This is a genomic window from uncultured Flavobacterium sp. (assembly GCF_951805225.1).
Classification (GTDB): domain Bacteria; phylum Bacteroidota; class Bacteroidia; order Flavobacteriales; family Flavobacteriaceae; genus Flavobacterium.
Map to the genome: position 1 here is coordinate 1,342,623 of NZ_OX638201.1, position 17,977 is coordinate 1,360,599.

Genomic DNA, 17,977 nt, shown 5'->3' on the forward strand with positions numbered 1-17,977 from the left:
GATTGTAATTACTTTATTTTTTTAACATAAATTATGTTGTAAATTTATTTTAAATAATTAAAAATGTATTTTTCGTATTGTAGTTTGATGAAATAGCATCAGTTTTATCCTACTGAAAACTAAATATTTGTATTGAAGATTTTAATGGCCATAAAAACTTTGTTAACTATTAAAAAAAACTTATGTATGAAAAAAACACATTTTATTAAACAAAGCTTAAAAGGAGTAAATGTTTTGTTTTTAGCTTTAAGTATAACATTTTTAGCTAGTTGCTCACAAGCTGAAACGGAAAGAACCTCACTATCTGCAAAAACTGAAACTGTTTCTCTCGAAATTTCGGCAGTATTAAAATCCGGTTCTACTGCAAAAACGACTTCAACTTTTGGCGATATTGGCAATGGCGTCAATTTGCAGCCCTCTTATTACAACGGTGGAAATTGCGATTTGGGTTGGAATCTAATGAAGCAAAATACCAAAATAAAAACCGTTCGCATTGAAGTAGAACCAGGTCAGGAAACGAATGCTAAAAGATGGATTTCTGAAGCCAAATCAAACGGATTTACGGTAATTGTTAGTTATCATAAATCGAGCGTATTAGGATCTGATAGTACAGCCGAATTAAATGCAGCGGCTACTTGGTGGAAAAACAACTATAGTTTTTTAGGAGGTAATTTTATCATAAATCTTATAAATGAATGGGGAAGTCATAATATTACGCCAGCAACATATGCAGCAGCTTATAATGCAGCCATTACAGAAGTTCGCAAGGTTTATAGTGGTACTATTATTATCGATATTCCGGGCTGGGGGCAAGAAACCGCTACTGCTGCCTGCGCTGTAAAAGGCTGCTCAACAGGACAAACCGTAATCAAAGACACTAAAATTATTCTTTCTGCACATATTTATCCGGGAGCTTATAACCAAGGTAAAGGACGTTATATGAACACATCAGACATCGATGATTTAGCTTCGTCAGGAAGACCGTGCATGATTGGTGAATTTGGAAATAGTGGAGGATCTGGTGCAGATTGGTCCGCAATTGTCGATTATGCTAAGAATAAAGGCTGGACTATTTTAGGCTGGGCTTGGAACGGTGACGGAGGTCCTATGAATATGATTACACCTCAGTTTCAATCTTATACAAGCGGAGTCGCAAAAACGTATAACAAATCGTCTTATTTTGATGTTGTTTACAATAAACTATAAATAAAGATTTTTTTTCAGTCACGGATACATTAAACATCTGTGACTGAAAATCTCAGAATAAAGTTTTTTCAATTTTTAAATTAATTTATAACAATATTAGGCAGTATTGTTTCGAATTCACTTTAAATGAGATAAATTTGCCCCCTCAAACAAATCTATAAATGAAAAACTTTAAAATGAAACCAAAACTAATTGCTTTTTTTGCATTAGGAATTGGATTTTTGACATTATCCTGGGGAATCGTTGGACATGAACGTATTAACAAAGCAGCGGTAATGGCTTTACCTCAATCGATACAAGTGTTTTTTTACAATCACATTGATTTTATTACTCAGGAAGCTTCTGTACCGGACATTCGAAAATATGCTTTAAATTATAAAGACGAAAATCCAAGACATTATTTTGACATGGAAAGTTTTGGTCCAGCAGATAGTTATCCAAAAACTTTAGAAGAAGCAAAAGCTAAATATGACGCTAAATTTTTGAATGAAAATGGTATTTTACCTTGGTATATCGAAGATATGATGGTAAAATTAACTAAAGCTTTCAAAGAGAAAAACAGAGCTGAAATTTTATTCCTTGCAGCAGATTTAGGTCATTATATTGGTGATGCACACATGCCATTGCATACTTCTGCAAATCATGACGGACAATTAACGGACCAAAAAGGAATTCACTCACTTTGGGAAAGCAGATTACCTGAATTATTTGCTAAAAACTACAAATTAAATGTACCACAAGCGCAGTATTATGAAGATGTTCACAAAGCAACTTGGGACATGATTAATGATACTCATAGTTTAGTGGAGCCTTTGTTAGCAGTTGATAAAAAACTAAGAACTGCAACTCCTGAAAATCAGGTTTTTGAAATGGATGCCGATGGTAAAATTTCTAAAACTAAATACAATACAGCTAAATTCTCTGAAAAATATGCTGCTAAATTGCACCAGGAATTAAACGGAATGGTTGAAAGCCAAATGAAAAAAGCAATTGCTGCAACAGCAAGTTTTTGGTATACTGCTTGGGTAAACGCTGGAAAACCAGATTTAAGCAAGTTAGATTCATTTGAAGTTACACAACGTAACAATGAAGCTTTGAAACAAGATCAAAAATTATATCAGGACGGATATTTATTCGGGATGAAGAATCAGAATGACTAATTAAGTTTTTTTAGTTTCAGGTTTCATGTTTCAAGTTGAAATGTGGTAAATGAAACTTTAATAATTCTCATTAATAAAAAGAGCCTCAAATTCATTTGAATTTGAGGCTCTTTTTTATGTGTCGATTTTGTTAAACAAGTTGAGTTAAAATTATAAAAAATTAGTGTAAACCCGTTTAATCCGCGTCATTCGTGTGCCATTTTTCAACAACCTTTCATTAACTTCAAACATGAAACAAAAATTATTTCTGATATTTCTTTTTCTTCAACATATCTGAAGCCGTTTGATAGAATGAAATAGTTTCATTAACCAAATCAGTTCTTTCTTTATTCGTTGGAATTTCATTGTAATCTATCTGAAATTCAGGAGCAAGACCCGGTTTTGGATTGATTTCTAAATCAAACTGTTTCACTTGCTGTTTAGGAGATAAAATAGTTAAAACATTATCCTTAATCAAACCTAAATCTTGGTAAGTTGCAATAAAAGCTCTTGGTTTGTAATCAGGTTTTAAAACATCCTGACCAAAGAATTTGCTTTCATAACTAAAATTCAATAATCCAAAAAGCGTTGGCATAATGTCAATTTGCGACATTGTCTTATTGTATTTTTCAGGTTTTGCACCAGGCGTATAAATAAAACCAGGGATTCTGTATTTATCTAACGGAAGTTCCGTTTTTCCTGCACTTGAAGCACAATGATCAGCAACAATTACAAAAACTGTATTTTTGAACCAAGGCTGTTTACTCGCCATTTCAAAGAATTTTCTCAATGAATAATCCGTATATTTTACTCCGCCATCACGAGATTTAATATCTCCTGGAATATCAATTTTATTATTTGGATAAGTAAAAGGCCTGTGATTACTAACAGTCATAATATGGTTGAAGAAAGGTTTGTTTTCCTTCGCTTCGGCATTCATAACCTTAATTGCCTTGTTGTACATGTCTTCGTCGCAAACACCCCAAACATTAGAAAACGTAATTTCTTCAGGAGAAAAACTTGATTTGTCTACAATTTGGTAACCATTTCCGCTGTAGAAATCCTGCATATTGTCAAAGAATGCATCTCCGCCATACATGAATTTTACATTGTAACCTTTTTGTTTGAAGATTGCTCCGGTTGAGAATTTATTCTTATTATCTTCTCTTTTTACAACACTTTCTCCGGCAGTTGGAGGCAAACATAATGTTACTGCTTCAAGTCCGCGAACCGTTCTGTTTCCGGCAGCGTATAAATTAGTAAACACCAAACTTTTCTGAGCCAAACTATCTAAGAAAGGAGTAATATTTTGCTCGTTTCCGTACATTTTCATGAATTCGGCGCTATAACTTTCGATAGTAATTAATACAACATTTTTGTGGTTTTCAAGAGAATCACTCGTTATTTTACGTAATGTGTTTCCGCTGGAAATAGTAGGAAATTGTTGTTTTAATAACGAAAAAGCTTCCTGCTCAGGTAAAGTTTTATAGAATTTAAAATAATCTAATTTATTATTCTGAAAAGCCAGATAGAATTTATACAATCCATTAGCTTGTAATTCATTAACAAAAACATTTTTAGAATTTTCGGTCTTAGCCAAAGTAGGAATTGCGATCAGAGAAACTATGAACAAGGTTATATAAACTGCGCTGATTTTTATTTTCTCACTAAAAGAAGGAATCTCGTTGATGAAATTTTTAGATTTCTTTAAAATAAGATAAGTAATGATTCCGGTTATTAAAAACAAAGCCGAAAATATTGGAATAACAGGATAAGACTGCATAATATTCCCGATAACTTCATTGGTATAAATTAGATAATTAACAGCGATAAAATTGTATTTAACTCCAAATTCATTCCAGAAGAAATACTCACTTAAACCATTTTGAAGAATTAATAAAACATACAAGAAAACCACAAAAGCAAATAACCAATATCTGATTTTCTCTCTTTTTTTAGGAATAAAAAGTAAAAGAGCAAAAAGAGCCATTTTAATTCCAATAAAAATTAAAACAATATTTGGCAAAGCTCCACCATATTCCGTAACGATACTTTTTCCCGAAGCAACATAAAGGAATAGTGTTATAAAACCACCTAAAATAATGTAACCCCAAGGTTTGTTGTATTTAGTATTAGAAACAGTAATTAAATACAGCCATAAAAAAACACCCGCAACTACAAAAACAAAGAAATCTGAAACAAGTCCTAATGAAAAGATTTTCAGGCTTTCAAGGATCGTGAATGAACTTTGAGTTATAGGATGAAAAAACAAAACAATTCGTAAAATAAAGCTTACTATAAAGTAAAACAACGCAAGATTGAAAAGTGGGGAAAATTTCTTGTAAAAACTCATCTTATTTATTTTTTTTGCAAAATTAATTCCAATTCATTAGTTCCAGATTAAGTTCGACTTTTACCTTACTTAATGTTTTCTTAATATTAGCTTAAGATTAATTTCTTGTCTGTATTCTTATGGTTGTAAGCGGTTTCTGAACTCAAAATCTTTATCTTTGAATATTAAATTTAGAGTTTTAATTTAAAATTTACAATTAAATGCACATTTTAATAGTTGAAGATGAACTAGGTATCGTTCAGTTTTTACAGCAAGGTCTACAAGAAGAGGGATATCAAATTACGACCGCAAACGATGGTTCAAAAGGTTTTGAATTGGTTCAGGAAAACAAGTTTGACTTAATTTTGTTGGATTGGATGTTACCAAAAATCAATGGTTTGGACTTGTGTAAAGCTATAAGAATCAAGGATCAAACAACGCCAATTATTTTTCTGACCGCAAAAGATACAGTGCAGGAAACGATTGAAGGTTTAAAAGCTGGCGCAAACGATTATATCAAAAAACCTTTTAGTTTTGAAGAACTCGTAGAACGTATTAAGATTCATTTTAGAAATCAAAAAAAATCAGAAATACTTACTTTAGGAACCATTACAATTGATCTTTCAAAACACGTTGTCTTAAAAAATGCCGAAGAAGTTTCTCTTACACAACGTGAGTTTGAATTACTGACTTATCTTATTAAGAATAAAGGAAAAGTTTGTACGCGAAATCAAATCTTAAAAGATGTTTGGGAGATAAATTTTGAATACGATACCGGCGTAATTGATGTTTTTATGAATGCAATCAGAAAAAAACTCAATTTAAAAATTGAAGAAGATTATATTAAAACAATTCGCGGTATAGGATATATCGCTAACGACTTATAAATGTTGCAACTTTCTTTTAAAAACAGAATTGCCTTAAACTATATTATCACGACAGGTTTGTTGATTTTGGTAGTTTTCTCTATTATATATTCCATTGTAAAACATACTGTTTACAGCCATATTGACGAAAACATCAATGTAGAAATTAAAAACCATTTAGAAGAGTTAAAGGTTGTAAATGGAAAAGTGATTTTTATTGACGCCGAAGAATGGAAAGAACGTGAACATAATACTGTTGACGTGAATCCGGTTTTTGTAGAGTTTTTAGATTTGAACAAAAAAGTAATAGAAAAAGCACCAAATCTAAAAAATGAAACACTTGAATTTAAAGATTCCGTAGAAGATTTTAAACTATTTGATACTAAATTAGGCGATCATGCCGTGCGACAAATTCAGGTTCCGCTTCATATTGATAATAAGAAAATAGGATATGTAATTGTTGCAATGTCATTGGCAGATTCTAAAATGGTGTTGAATAATTTGTTTGATATAATGTCTTTATCATTTCTTGGAATTTTAATTCTGTTGTTTTTTCTGGCAAGATTTTTTGCCGGCCGAAGCATAAAACCAATTAATGCGATTATTAATACTTCAAAAACAATCACCAAGGATAATCTGAAAACTCGTATTCCATTGCCCAGAACACGAGATGAATTATACACAGTTTCTAAAACCATAAACAATTTATTAAACCGAATTGAAGATGCAATGGAACGTGAAAAACAATTTACATCTGATGCTTCTCACGAATTAAGAACACCTTTGACAGTAATAAAAGGAACACTTGAAGTTTTGATTCGTAAACCTCGTGATAATAAGGAATATGAAGAAAAAATAAATTATTGTATTAAAGAAGTTGATCACTTAAATATGTTAGTTGATCAACTCTTATTAATGGCTCGTTTTGAGAATCAAAAGAAAGGCATAAGTCCGGAAACGGTTTATTTAAACGCCATGATTTTGGATGTTTTAACGCTAAATTCTGAGAAGATAAACAATCTGAATATCGATATTAAATTTGATGCTTTAGAAGATTATTACATCAAATCAGATAATTTCTTAGTAGTGACAATTCTTAGAAATATTATTTCGAATGCAATAAAATACACTAAAAAAGACGGAGCAGTTTCGATTTTACTTTCGAAGCAAAATGAAAAAATAATCTGCAAAATTTCTGATAACGGAATCGGAATTGCCAAAGAAGATCTGGAAGCAATTTTTAATCCTTTCTTTAGATCAAATTCAACAGATCATCCTGAAATTAAAGGAACTGGATTGGGATTGTCGATTGTAAAAAGAATTACAGAATTGCTGCATATTAAGTTTAAAATCGAAAGCGAAATAGGAGTAGGAACAACTGTTTTTTTGAGTTTTAATGAAAATCAGAAATCGTTATCGTAGAATTAAAAAATGTAATAAAAACGGCATAGATTACGTTTTTTAACAATAAACTATCGTTAAGTTAAATTAAAAATTGCTTTTTTATTAAATTAACTGTTATATTTGCAACCGAATCAAAGAATTAAAAAACAAACCAAGTTATGATTTCTATTCAATTACATCATCATCATTTTCATTATTGCTCTCAAGCGATGTGTTAATGGTATGCATGTAAATCATCATATTTTAAAACCCGTTTGAGTACATCAAACGGGTTTTTTTATACCAATTCTTTGTACTCAGACTATTAATCCAACAAAAACTAAAAAAAATGAGTACATTAAAAATTGCAATTCAAAAATCTGGTCGTTTAAACGAAGACAGCATTCAAATCTTAAAAGATTGCGGTATTTCGATCAACAACGGAAACGACCAATTAAAAGCTGAAGCTTCAAATTTTCCATTAGAAGTTTTATACCTGAGAAATTCAGATATTCCTCAATATTTAATTGACGGAGTTGTAGATCTTGCTATTGTGGGAGATAATTTATTGGTAGAAAAAGGAAAACATATTGAAGTAATTCAAAAATTAGGATTTTCTAAATGCAAAGTTTCTGTTGCAGTTCCTAAAGCCTTCAATTACAACTCAATTCAGGATTTGGCAGGTTTGCGTATTGCAACTTCTTACCCAAATACAGTTAATGAATATTTCGATTCTTTTGGATTAAAAGTTGATATTCACCAAATTTCAGGTTCTGTAGAAATTGCGCCAAATATTGGTCTTGCAGATGCCATTGTAGATATTGTTTCTAGCGGAAGTACTTTATTCAAAAACAACTTAAGAGAAGTAGAAGTTATCCTGAAAAGTGAAGCAGTTTTGGCGGTTTCTCCAAAAGTTTCACCGGAAATTCAGAAGCACATCGATACTTTAAAATTCAGAATACAATCCGTTTTAAGAGCAAGAAACTCAAAGTATATTTTGATGAACGTACCAAATAATAAAATTGATGAAATTGGTAAAATATTGCCGGTTTTAAGAAGTTTAACCGTTTTGCCATTAGCACAAGAAGGTTGGAGTAGTGTTCATTCAGTAATTGACAAAGATACTTTCTGGGACGTAATCGATAAATTAAAAGAGGCTGGAGCCGAAGGAATTTTAGTTTGCCCAATTGAGAAAATGGTACTTTAATGCGCTTTGCGCGCTTTAGGCAATAAGCTTTAAGCTTTACGCCAAAAACAAACTCAAAGTTACTAAAGCTTAAAGCCTACAGCTTATAGCATAAAGCATAAAAAAAATGAATAAAATAGACAATCCAAAACCAGAAACCTGGTCAGAAATATTAAAAAGACCAACCAAAACTATCGATGATATCGAAGTTACGGTAAAAGAAATTTTTAAAGAAGTTCAGAAAAAAGGAGATGAAGCTGTTGCAAAATACACTTCGATTTTCGACGGAATCACTTTAGAAAATTACGAAGTTACAACTGAAGAAATTCAGGAAGCAATTAGTTTGATTTCTGATGAATTGAAAGAAGCAATTCAATTAGCAAAAGCAAATATTCTAAAATTTCACACCGCACAAAAAACAGAGAGAATTTCGATCGAAACTACCGAAGGAGTTAATTGTTGGCAGGAAAAAAGACCAATTCAAAAAATTGGACTTTATATTCCGGGAGGAACCGCGCCTTTGTTTTCAACAGTTTTAATGTTGGCCGTTCCTGCTGAAATTGCAGGTTGCAAAGAAATCGTATTATGTTCGCCACCAGATAAAACGGGAAAAATAAATCCTGCAATTTTATATGCAGCCAATTTATGTGGCGTAACTAAAATCTTAAAAGTTGGTGGAATCCAGGCAATTGCAGGAATGACATTTGGGACAAAATCAATCCCGAAAGTTTATAAAATCTTCGGACCTGGAAATCAATTTGTAACGGTTGCAAAACAATTAGCAACACAATTTGGAGTTGCGATCGATATGCCGGCAGGACCATCTGAATTATTGGTTGTTGCTGATGATACTGCGGTTCCGGCTTTTGTAGCTTCAGATTTATTGTCTCAGGCAGAACACGGAACAGATAGTCAGGTAATTTTAGTTTCGACTTCAAAAAGATTAATTGATGCTGTCGAAAACGAGATTCAGACTCAAATTGAAGCGCTTCCGCGAAAGGAAATAGCTAAAAAAGCAATCGAAAACTCAAAATTAATCTACGTTGAAAACGATCAAATTGCTTTGGAATTAATCAACGAATATGGACCGGAACACTTTATTATCTGTTCAGAATTTGATGATTTTTATTGCAACGGAATTGTAAACGCAGGTTCGGTTTTTATTGGGAATTATACTCCGGAAAGTGCTGGAGATTATGCTTCTGGAACGAATCATACTTTGCCAACAAACGGATACGCCAAGAATTACAGCGGCGTAAATCTTGATAGTTTCATGAAATCAATGACTTTTCAGAAAATATCCAAAGAAGGAATTCAAAACATTGGTAAAGCAATTGAAATCATGGCTGAAGCCGAAGGTTTGCAAGCGCATAAAAATGCTGTGACTTTGAGATTGAAGAGTTTGGAAGAAAGAGAATAGATTATAGAATAAAGAGGCAAGAAGCAAGATTAAAGAAGCAAGAAGCAAGATTTATGGGATTAGATTTGAGTATTTTCTCTTGTCTCTTGCATCTTTCCTCTCCTTAAAAATAAAAAAAATGGAATTCGATATAAATACAATAACGCGTGAAAACGTAAAAATATTAAAACCTTATTCGTCTGCGCGAGATGAGTTTGAGGATTTTGATACTGCTGAAATGATATTTCTGGACGCTAATGAAAACCCGTTTCAGAATGGTGTGAATCGTTATCCGGATCCGCAACAGAATTCGGTTAAAGCGATTTTAGCGAAGAATAATAACGTGAAATCAAGTCAGATTTTATTAGGAAACGGAAGTGATGAAGTTTTGGATTTGCTTTTTAGAGCTTTCTGTGAGCCAAAAACGGACAATATTATTTCGTTGCCGCCAACTTACGGAATGTACAGTGTTCTGGCGAATATTAATGCGGTAGAAAATAGAGAAGTTTTACTTTCTATAGATTTTCAACCACAAGTAGAGAAAATTTTAGATGCTGTAGACGAAAATACAAAAATCATCTTTTTATGCTCACCAAATAACCCAACGGGAAATTCTTTTTCGGATGAAAGTGTGGTGAAATTGCTTCAGAATTTTAAAGGTTTGGTTGTAATTGATGAAGCTTATATTGACTTTTCGGATAAAGAAAGTTGGCTGACAGAAATGGATGAATATCCAAATTTAGTGATTACACAAACGCTTTCTAAAGCTTATGGTTTGGCTGGAATTCGTTTAGGAATTTGTTATGCTTCAGAAGCTGTAATTTCGGTTTTAAATAAAATAAAACCTCCTTATAATGTAAACGAATTAACGCAGCAAAGAGCGATTGCTCGTTTGAATGATTCGGATAAAATAAAACAAGAAATATCTTCTATTATTGAGCAAAGAGAAGAATTACTTAAAGTTTTACTAGAAGTTAATTTTGTAGAGAAAGTTTATCCGACTGAAGCTAATTTTGTCTTAGTGAAAGTAGATAATGCGAATAAAAGATACGACGAATTAATTGCAAAAGGAATTGTAATTCGTAACAGAACGACTCAGCCTTTATGCGAAAATTGCCTTCGTTTTACGATTGGAATTCCAGAAGAAAATGCAGTTTTGATTAAAGAATTGAAGTTGTTGAAGTAAAAATATTAGCCACAGATTAACACAGATTAAACGGATTTTTTCACGCAGATTTTAAAAGATTAAAGCAGATTTAATTTTGATTTCTAATTATGAATTAATCTGCGTGAATCTGCTCAAATCTTTTAAAATCTGCGTGAAATAAGAATTAGTGAAAATTTGTGCAATTCGTGGCAAAAGAAAAAATCATTTTAATCTGTGAAATCTGTGGCAGAACAAAAATATAATTTATGAAAAAAGTACTTTTTATCGATCGTGACGGAACGATTGTTTTAGAACCAGAAAATTATCAATTAGATGCTTTGGAAAAAGTAGAATTTTATCCAAAAGCTTTTCAATATTTGGCTAAAATTGCCAATGAATTAGATTACGAATTGGCGATGGTGACCAATCAGGACGGATTAGGAACGGATAGTTTTCCGGAAGATACGTTTTGGCCAACGCAAAATTTTATTTTAAAAGCTTTTGAAAATGAAGGAGTTTTGTTTGATGATATTTTTATCGACAGATCTTTTCCGGAAGATAATGCGCCAACACGCAAGCCAAGAACGGGAATGTTGACGAAATATATTAATAATCCGGAATATGATTTGGCAAATTCGTTTGTATTAGGAGATCGTTTAACCGATGTTGAATTAGCGAAAAATCTTGGCGCAAAAGCGATTTTCATCAATGATAATGACGGAATTGGAAGCAACGAAATTTCATCGAAACGCGAGGAATTAGATGAAACGATTATTCTTCAAACAATGAGTTGGAAAACTATTTATGAGTTTTTGAAACTTGAAGCGCGTTCCGCTTCGATTACGCGTAAAACTAATGAAACAGATATTTTCATTAATTTAAATCTTGACGGAACCGGAAAAAGTAAAATCGAAACCGGAATTGCTTTTTTTGATCATATGTTGGATCAAATTTCGCGTCACGGACAAATGGATTTGGAAATTCTGGTAAAAGGCGATCTTGAAGTTGATGAACATCACACAATTGAAGATACTGCAATTGCTCTTGGAGAAGTTTTTGCCAAAGCTTTAGGAAATAAATTAGGAATAGAACGTTATGGTTTCTGTTTGCCAATGGACGATTGTTTAGCGCAAGTTGCAATTGATTTTGGCGGAAGAAACTGGCTAGTTTGGGAAACCGAATTTAAACGCGAAATGGTGGGTAAAATGCCAACAGAAATGTTTTTTCATTTTTTTAAATCATTCTCAGACGGCGCAAAAGCGAACATCAACATAAAAGCCGAAGGAACGAACGAACATCACAAAATTGAGGCGATTTTTAAAGCTTTCGCGAAAGCAATAAAAGTAGCGGTGAAAAGAGATACAGAGAAAATGATTTTGCCTTCGACAAAGGGAATGCTTTAATTAAGTCAAAAGTTGAAAGTCATAAAGTCGAAAGATTTCTAATATTATGGATATCAAAAAGCGACTTTAAGACTTTGGACTTTAGACTTTAAGACTAAATAAATGAAAATAGTAATTATAAATTACGGAGCGGGAAATATTCAGAGCATTATGTTTGCTATTGAAAGGCTTGGTTTTAAAGCTGTTTTGAGCAATAATCCAGATGAAATTTTGGCGGCTGATAAAGTGATTTTCCCTGGAGTTGGAGAAGCGAGTTCGGCTATGAAAAAGCTGAAAGAAAGTGGTTTGGATGGTTTGATTCCGAATTTGAAACAACCGGTTTTGGGAATTTGCCTCGGAATGCAATTAATGTGTAAATCATCTGAAGAAGGAAATACCAAAGGTTTGGGGATTTTTGATGTTGATGTGATTAAATTTACTTCAAAAGTAAAAGTGCCACAAATGGGTTGGAATCAGATTTATGATTTAAAATCGGATTTGTTTAAAGGAATTTCTGAGAATGAATTTATGTATTTGGTGCATAGTTTTTATGCTCCAGCTTGCACTGAAAGCATTGCAACAACAAATTATGAACTGGAATATGCATCGGCTTTGCAAAAAAATAATTTTTACGGAACTCAATTTCACCCAGAGAAAAGTGGTGCTGTTGGAGAGAAAATATTAGAGAATTTTTTAAAAATGTAAAAAGATTAAAGACTTTACGACTTTAGACTTTCTAACTTTAAGACATAAATAAAATGAGAATAATACCTGCCATAGATATCATTGACGGAAAATGTGTTCGCTTATCAAAAGGGGATTATGATACCAAAATAATTTACAACGAAAATCCGCTTGAAGTAGCGAAATCATTCGAAGCACATGGAATTGAATATTTACATTTAGTAGATTTAGACGGTGCAAAATCGAGTAAAATCGTCAATTATAAAATATTAGAGCAAATTGCAACGCAAACGAGTTTGCAAATTGATTTTGGGGGAGGTTTAAAATCTGATGATGATTTGAGAATTGCTTTTGAAAGTGGCGCAAGTCAAATTACAGGCGGAAGTATTGCTGTAAAAAACAGAGCAATTTTCGAAAAATGGATTTCGGAATATGGCTCAGAAAAAATTATTCTTGGCGCTGATGCTAAAGACGAAAAAATTGCCGTTTCTGGTTGGTTAGAAAATTCGGATGAAGATTTGATTCCGTTTATACAAGAATATCAAACTAAAGGAATTCAGTATGTTATCTGTACAGATATCGCAAAAGACGGAATGTTACAAGGTCCAAGTTTTGATTTGTACAAGAAAATTTTGGCAGAAGCAAATGGTTTAAAATTAATTGCTTCGGGTGGAATTTCAACTTTCGACGAACTTCCTAAATTAGCTGAATTAGGCTGCGAAGGAACTATAATTGGAAAGGCGATTTACGAAAACAGAATTACCTTGAAACAACTAGAGAACTATATAATTAGAAAATGAGATAATTAGTCAATTAGATAATTCTTTACGTTGCGCTTAAAATTATCTAATTATCTAATTCTCAAATTAACACATTAGATTAATGTTAGCAAAAAGAATCATTCCTTGTTTGGATATAAAAAACGGAAGAACTGTAAAAGGTGTTAATTTCGTTGACTTGCGCGATGCTGGTGATCCGGTTGAACTGGCGGAAATTTATTCGGCTGAAGGTGCAGATGAATTGGTTTTTCTGGATATTTCGGCTACTGAAGAACGTCGTAAAACGTTGGTCAATATGGTACGTAGCGTTGCGGAAAAAATCAATATTCCGTTTACAGTTGGCGGTGGGATTTCGTCTGTTGAAGATGTAGAAATTCTGCTGAATAATGGAGCTGATAAGGTTTCGATAAATTCATCGGCAGTAAAAAATCCGCAGTTGATCAATGATCTGGCTCAGAAATTTGGAAGCCAATGTGTTGTTGTAGCGATCGATGCTAAACAAATTGACGGACAATGGATCGTACATTTAGTTGGCGGAAAAGTGCCTACAGAACTTAATTTATTCGATTGGGCAATAGAAGTTGCAAAACGCGGCGCAGGGGAAATTCTATTTACTTCGATGGATAATGACGGAACTAAAAATGGCTTTGCAAACGAGGCTTTGGCCAAATTATCAACTTTAATTAATATTCCGATTATTGCTTCTGGTGGTGCAGGAAATATTCAGCATTTTGTGGATTCTTTTAAAGTAGGAAAAGCTGATGCGGCTTTGGCTGCGAGTGTTTTTCACTTTAAAGAGATTGAGATTAAGACTTTGAAGGAAGAACTTAGAGATAATGGAATTGAAGTTAGACTTTAGAAAAGAAAATAGAAGCAAGAAGAAAGAAGCTAGACTTTAGAAAATAGAACAAAGAATCAAGAAGAAAGAAATAAAAATATAGAATTCAGCAATCTAAAATCTGAACTCTAAAATCTATAATAATTATGGACATAAATATAAAAAGTGCACACGGATTGATTCCGGCAATTATTCAGGATTCTGAAACAAAAAATGTTTTGATGCTGGGATATATGAACGAAGAATCTTTGCAAAAAACAATAGAGACCAAAAAAGTAACTTTCTTTAGCAGATCGAAACAAAGACTTTGGACAAAAGGCGAGGAGAGTGGGAACTTTTTAAATCTTGTAGATATTAAAAACGACTGCGATGGTGACACACTTTTAATTCAGGCAAAACCTGTTGGACCAACTTGTCACACTGGCGCTGATACATGTTGGCAAGAAGAGAATAAAGAAAATTATGGTTTTATTTCTCAATTAGAAAATACGATCAAAACCAGAAGAGAAAATGCCGATTCTGAGAAAAGTTATGTAGCTTCTTTATTCGAAAAAGGTATCAATAAAATTGCCCAAAAAGTTGGCGAAGAAGCTGTAGAAGTGGTTATTGAAGCCAAAGATGATAACGATGATTTATTCTTAAGCGAAAGTGCGGATTTATTATTTCATTACTTGATATTGCTTCAGGCAAAAGGCTTTCAGTTGAATGATGTTGTTGAAGTCTTGAAGAAACGCCAGAAGTAACACAATCTTAATTTTATATTGTCATTTCGAGGTACGAGAAGTCTCCGCACAGAATGTTACCAATCTTTGTCCGAGCTACTTGCGGAGATTTCTCGTTCCTCGAAATGACAAATACTGTGGTTACTTTTTTGATGACAAAAATTGCGATAAATAAAAAAGAGAATAAAAAATCCGTTTAAATCCGCGTTTTCGCATAGCGAATCCGTGTCATCCGCGTGCCATCTCAACGCTACTCCACAAACTCAAAAACAGCAAATTGATCAGGTTGATGAAACCCAAATCTTCCGCTTTTATAGGGCTGTAATGCAAGATATTCAGTTGTGTTACCGTAATCAATTCTAAAAGTATTTCCCCTCCATTTTGTGCCTGTTTTTGGCTTGCTGAAATTACCATTTTGAATGGTTTCTAAACTTGAAAACGGAATCTTAATTTCTGTAGTAAAACCTTCGGGAGTTATTTTGCTTTGCGCTTCCATTCCGGTAATGTTAAATGCCATAGAAGTATTCCAACCGCCACAAAGAGGCGAAATACATTTAAGTAGCATATCATAATTGGTTGAAAATGCGTTTACTCCAATTTCAACATAATTTTGACCGTCGCCATCTGGATCTATAAAAATTTCAACTAAATCATCTGTACTGAAAATCTGGGTATCCTTTTTTTGTGCTGAACCTATAATTTTAGAATCAGCAGATTTGTAGGCTATATATAGATTTTCTTCATTCCACGAAAGTGAAACCATTGTACTTTGTGTTGCTTTTTCGCCTGAATTATGAATTACAAACGGACCTAAAAAAGGTGTTTTCCAATCGGATAAATCTCCATCAATAATTAATTTTTCGTTTGTTTTGTAAACAGGAATATTTTGCGAATAAGTTGTTATCGAACACACAAAACATACAAAAGCTGCAATTTTTCTAATTTTCATATAGAGCAGAAATTTTTTTGATTTGCTAATGTAGAAAAGAATAAGTGAATTTTAACATTAAATTTTCGGAATAGAAATTGTAAAATCATTTGAAACTTAATAGGATTGTTTACATTTGTTGAAGATTAAGCTGGTTTAATTACCTTATTTATTACAAATTTATAAATAATGAAAAAATACTTCGGTGGCGTTTTTATCGCCTTTTTAGTTGGTTTTACAGCCAATGCGCAAGGACTTCTTAATAAGTCTGAAACGGTTTTTACACATCAGGACACTTTACGCGGAAGCATTACTAAAGAAAGAGCTTGGTGGGATTTGAAATACTATCATTTAGATGTAAAAGTAAATCCAAAAGATAAGACTATTACAGGTTCAAACACTGTTCGTTATACTGTTTTGACGCAGAATAACAAAATGCAAATTGATTTGCAGCAACCTATGCAGATCTACAAAGTAACGCAAGATGGAAAAGAATTGAAGTTTAAAAGAGACGGAAATGTTTTTTTTATTGAATTAACTGCAGCTCAAAAAGTTGGTGAAACAAAAGAGATCATTATTTCTTTTGGTGGTGTACCTAAAGAAGCTATCAAACCACCTTGGGATGGCGGAATTACATGGAAAAAAGATAAAAACGGAAAAGATTTTATTGCTTCATCTTGCCAGGGTTTAGGCGCAAGCGTTTGGTGGCCTTGTAAAGATCATATGTATGATGAAGTGGAAAATATGTTGATTAGCGTGAATGTTCCGGGCGATTTGACTGATGTTTCAAACGGAAGATTACAAAGCGTTAAAAAAGAAAAAGATGGAACAAAGACCTTTAATTGGTATGTTTCGAACCCGATTAATAATTATGGCGTAAATATTAATATTGGTGATTACGTTAATTTCTCTGAGAAATATAAAGGAGAAAAAGGCGAATTAGATTGTAATTACTACGTTTTGAGAGATAATTTGGCTGTAGCCAAAGAACAATTTAAGGACGTTCCTAGAATGTTGAAAGCTTTCGAAAACTGGTTTGGACCTTATCCTTTTTATGAAGATAGTTATAAATTGGTCGAAGCACCTTATTTAGGAATGGAGCACCAAAGTAGTGTTACTTACGGAAATGGCTTTAAAAACGGTTATTTAGGACGTGATTTAAGCGGAACTGGTTGGGGATTAAAATTTGACTTTATTATTATCCACGAGTCTGGACACGAATGGTTTGCTAACAATATTACTTATAAAGATATTGCAGATATGTGGGTTCACGAGAGTTTTACCAACTATTCTGAAAGTTTATTTCTAGAATATTACTACGGAAAAGATGCCGCAGCTGAATATGTAATTGGTTGCAGAAAAGGAATCAGCAACGATAAACCAATTATTGGTCATTATGATGTAAATAACGAAGGATCAGGCGATATGTACCCAAAAGGAGCGAATATGCTACACATGATTCGTCAGGTTATTAATGATGATGCAAAATGGAAATCGATTTTAAGAGGTTTAAACAGTACTTTTTACCATCAAACGGTTACAGGAAAGCAAATTCAGGATTATATAAATGAAAAATCTGGAATTAACTTTAATAGAGTTTTTGCACAATATTTGACCACAACTCAAATTCCGGTTTTTGAATATATGTTCAAAAATGGCACTTTCGGATATCATTGGACAAATTGTGTTGCCAAATTTGATATGCCGGTTAGGGTAAAAATTAATGGTGTTGAAACTTGGTTAAAACCAACAACAGAATGGCAATCTGAGAAAACTACAAATGAAGATAGAAAGCTAGAAGTTGATAAAGATTTTTATGTAACGACCTCTAATATTGTAGAATAGCGTTTTTTCTAAATTCAATTTATTACAATTAGTAAACCCGATAGGTTTTTAAAACCTGTCGGGTTTGTTGTTTCTACGAAAGTTTGAAATATTAGATTTCTTGAATGTTAAATAGCTTTATTTGTACGAATATTACCGTTT

The 17,977-nt window shown here is 32.7% G+C and carries 15 protein-coding genes; 13 read left to right on the forward strand and 2 right to left on the reverse strand.

Annotated elements, in window-relative coordinates:
* Window positions 1-186 precede the first annotated feature (186 nt).
* Window positions 187-1,206 carry a glycoside hydrolase gene (locus WN975_RS05700; protein ID WP_337965646.1) on the forward strand — a complete coding sequence of 340 codons (1,020 nt, stop codon included), beginning with the start codon at window positions 187-189 and terminating at the stop codon, window positions 1,204-1,206.
* Window positions 1,207-1,367: 161 nt separating this feature from the next.
* Window positions 1,368-2,366 carry a zinc dependent phospholipase C family protein gene (locus WN975_RS05705; RefSeq protein WP_337965647.1) on the forward strand — a complete coding sequence of 333 codons (999 nt, stop codon included), beginning with the start codon at window positions 1,368-1,370 and terminating at the stop codon, window positions 2,364-2,366.
* Window positions 2,367-2,607: 241 nt separating this feature from the next.
* Here the strand turns inward: WN975_RS05705 and WN975_RS05710 are convergent, their stop codons facing one another.
* On the reverse strand, window positions 2,608-4,698 hold the full coding sequence (locus WN975_RS05710; protein WP_337965648.1) for a sulfatase-like hydrolase/transferase: 2,091 nt from the start codon (window positions 4,696-4,698) through the stop codon (window positions 2,608-2,610).
* Window positions 4,699-4,898: 200 nt separating this feature from the next.
* Between WN975_RS05710 and WN975_RS05715 the strand changes: the two genes are divergently transcribed.
* From WN975_RS05715 to hisIE, 10 genes are all read left to right on the forward strand, one after another.
* Window positions 4,899-5,564, forward strand: a complete 666-nt coding sequence (locus WN975_RS05715; RefSeq protein ID WP_337965649.1) for a response regulator transcription factor — start codon at window positions 4,899-4,901, stop codon at window positions 5,562-5,564.
* Window positions 5,565-6,965 (forward strand): HAMP domain-containing sensor histidine kinase, encoded by a 1,401-nt coding sequence (locus tag WN975_RS05720; RefSeq protein WP_337965650.1) that lies wholly within the window; start codon window positions 5,565-5,567, stop codon window positions 6,963-6,965.
* Window positions 6,966-7,275: 310 nt separating this feature from the next.
* Window positions 7,276-8,133: an ATP phosphoribosyltransferase gene (gene hisG / locus WN975_RS05725; RefSeq protein ID WP_337965651.1), complete on the forward strand. Its 858-nt coding sequence runs from the start codon at window positions 7,276-7,278 to the stop codon at window positions 8,131-8,133.
* A gap of 106 nt (window positions 8,134-8,239) precedes the next feature.
* Window positions 8,240-9,532, forward strand: a complete 1,293-nt coding sequence (hisD, locus tag WN975_RS05730) for a histidinol dehydrogenase (RefSeq protein WP_337965652.1) — start codon at window positions 8,240-8,242, stop codon at window positions 9,530-9,532.
* Window positions 9,533-9,650: 118 nt separating this feature from the next.
* Complete coding sequence (hisC, locus tag WN975_RS05735; RefSeq protein ID WP_337965653.1) at window positions 9,651-10,697, forward strand: histidinol-phosphate transaminase; 1,047 nt, start codon at window positions 9,651-9,653, stop codon at window positions 10,695-10,697.
* Between the two features lie 227 nt (window positions 10,698-10,924).
* Window positions 10,925-12,061 carry a bifunctional histidinol-phosphatase/imidazoleglycerol-phosphate dehydratase HisB gene (gene hisB / locus WN975_RS05740; protein ID WP_337965654.1) on the forward strand — a complete coding sequence of 379 codons (1,137 nt, stop codon included), beginning with the start codon at window positions 10,925-10,927 and terminating at the stop codon, window positions 12,059-12,061.
* Window positions 12,062-12,163: 102 nt separating this feature from the next.
* Window positions 12,164-12,745: an imidazole glycerol phosphate synthase subunit HisH gene (gene hisH / locus WN975_RS05745; RefSeq protein ID WP_337965655.1), complete on the forward strand. Its 582-nt coding sequence runs from the start codon at window positions 12,164-12,166 to the stop codon at window positions 12,743-12,745.
* 53 nt (window positions 12,746-12,798) lie between these two features.
* Window positions 12,799-13,524, forward strand: coding sequence for a 1-(5-phosphoribosyl)-5-[(5-phosphoribosylamino)methylideneamino]imidazole-4-carboxamide isomerase (hisA, locus tag WN975_RS05750; RefSeq protein WP_337965656.1), 726 nt, complete (start codon window positions 12,799-12,801; stop codon window positions 13,522-13,524).
* Between the two features lie 82 nt (window positions 13,525-13,606).
* A complete protein-coding gene (hisF, locus tag WN975_RS05755) occupies window positions 13,607-14,362 on the forward strand; it encodes an imidazole glycerol phosphate synthase subunit HisF (RefSeq protein ID WP_337965657.1) in 756 nt (251 codons plus the stop codon).
* A gap of 125 nt (window positions 14,363-14,487) precedes the next feature.
* Window positions 14,488-15,084: a bifunctional phosphoribosyl-AMP cyclohydrolase/phosphoribosyl-ATP diphosphatase HisIE gene (gene hisIE, locus WN975_RS05760; RefSeq protein WP_337965658.1), complete on the forward strand. Its 597-nt coding sequence runs from the start codon at window positions 14,488-14,490 to the stop codon at window positions 15,082-15,084.
* Window positions 15,085-15,313: 229 nt separating this feature from the next.
* Here hisIE and WN975_RS05765 read toward each other — a convergent pair whose 3' ends face one another.
* Entirely contained in the window at window positions 15,314-16,012 is a 699-nt protein-coding gene (locus WN975_RS05765; protein WP_337965659.1) for a carbohydrate-binding family 9-like protein, read from the reverse strand.
* Window positions 16,013-16,180: 168 nt separating this feature from the next.
* On the opposite strand from WN975_RS05765, the gene WN975_RS05770 reads away from it, so the two are divergent.
* Window positions 16,181-17,836, forward strand: a complete 1,656-nt coding sequence (locus WN975_RS05770; protein ID WP_337965660.1) for a M1 family metallopeptidase — start codon at window positions 16,181-16,183, stop codon at window positions 17,834-17,836.
* Window positions 17,837-17,977 lie beyond the last annotated feature (141 nt).